1 protein-coding gene is annotated in these 1,422 nt (G+C 57.5%); it reads right to left on the bottom strand.

Annotated features, from left to right (window positions below; translation table 11 throughout):
* Positions 1-1,137: IS110 family RNA-guided transposase (locus RAE09_RS11800; protein ID WP_316981768.1), on the bottom strand; the 1,137-nt coding region annotated here is incomplete at its 3' end.
* Between the last annotated feature and the right edge of the window lie 285 nt (positions 1,138-1,422).

Raw genomic sequence — 1,422 nt, 5'->3', positions numbered from 1 at the left:
CCCGAGTTTTTCAGCAACCTGGGCTTGCGATAACTGCCTCTCGATCCGTCGAGCTTTGAGTTCATCAACCTCTACCTGGCCCGTTGGAAGAACGGCCTGACCCAAGCACAACACCCGGTAGACCTCCCTGACAATGGCGCGTTTCAGACACCGTAAGATCTCCTTTTTCGACAATCCTTCCTTGGTGCGTTTGGCTACGTAGTCCCTGGTGCGTTGGTCATGATGCATCCGCACCAACGCGATCCGATGCAACGCAGAATTCGCCCGACGATCACCACCCCGGTTGAGACGGTGCCGATGAGTCCGTCCAGAACTAGCCGGAATCGGTGCGGCCCCGCACAGATGAGCTAATGCTGCCTCGGAGTGAATCCGGCCTGGATTATCCCCCACACTGACAATCAGATCAGCAGCCACCACGGAACCACACCCAAATATCGAGGTCACATGCGGATTGATCATCTCAACCAGGATACTGATGTGTTTTTCCAGCTGCGTACCCTGTTTCTGTAAATCACGATAGGTGGTGGCTAATGTCTTCAACGCGAGGAGCACCCCATTTCTGGGGTCGGCCAGGTCAGCTGATGGTCGGCACCGGGACAAGGCCTCCACCATGACCAATGTGGACATCGCACTATAGCGGCGTCGAATCTCATCGGGTGCTGTGACCAGCAACGATTTGATCGTTGTCATCAGTTTCGCTGCTGTCATCACGAGCTGACGGCGGGTGATCTGCAACCCACGGAGGGATTCCACTGGCCCGGAAGTGTCTTTCGGGATGCTTAAGGCTTCCCCGGTGAGCACCTGGCGGGCGGCAGCGACAGCATCAACGGGGTCTGATTTGCCGTCCCGGCGTCGAACGGCCCGGGTAGGGCGTAAGACTTCTACGACTGAGTATTTCTGGGTGCGAAGGTGGCGTGTCAGGCCTGCTCCATAGGAGCTGGTTCCTTCCACACCGACGGTGGTGACACCGTAGGTTGCCATGAACTCTGAAATCGCCACGTAGCCAGGGTTGGTGGCGGGGAAGGTGTCGGTGGCGATGTGCCGGCCGGTGTCCGAAATAACGGCAACAGTGTGGGTATCGGTGTGGGTGTCGATTCCGGCAACGGGGCCGGTGGGGCAGTCGAAAGTGGTAGACATTGGGGATCAGGTCCTGTCTGTGAGCAAACGTGCGGGTGACCCGCGATCCGGGGTTTCCGGGCAGACAAGACGCTGATGGGACGACTACACTAGACACCTGCCGGGGTGGTCACGGTGGAGACGTCACGCTCCTATAAGGTCATGGGCGGATTCACCAGATTGCGGTACAGGGTCGGAACTAACATGGAAGACAGATCACGCTGAAGGCACATGAGGAGATCATGGCCAGTCAAGAAGTGGGTCATTCCACGTGGTTCCGATCCTGTATTCCCATTATCAGCGTCA

This window comes from Corynebacterium tuberculostearicum (genome assembly GCF_032821615.1).
GTDB classification, from domain to species: domain Bacteria; phylum Actinomycetota; class Actinomycetes; order Mycobacteriales; family Mycobacteriaceae; genus Corynebacterium; species Corynebacterium tuberculostearicum_H.
This window is presented reverse-complemented; position numbering and strand designations above follow the sequence as displayed.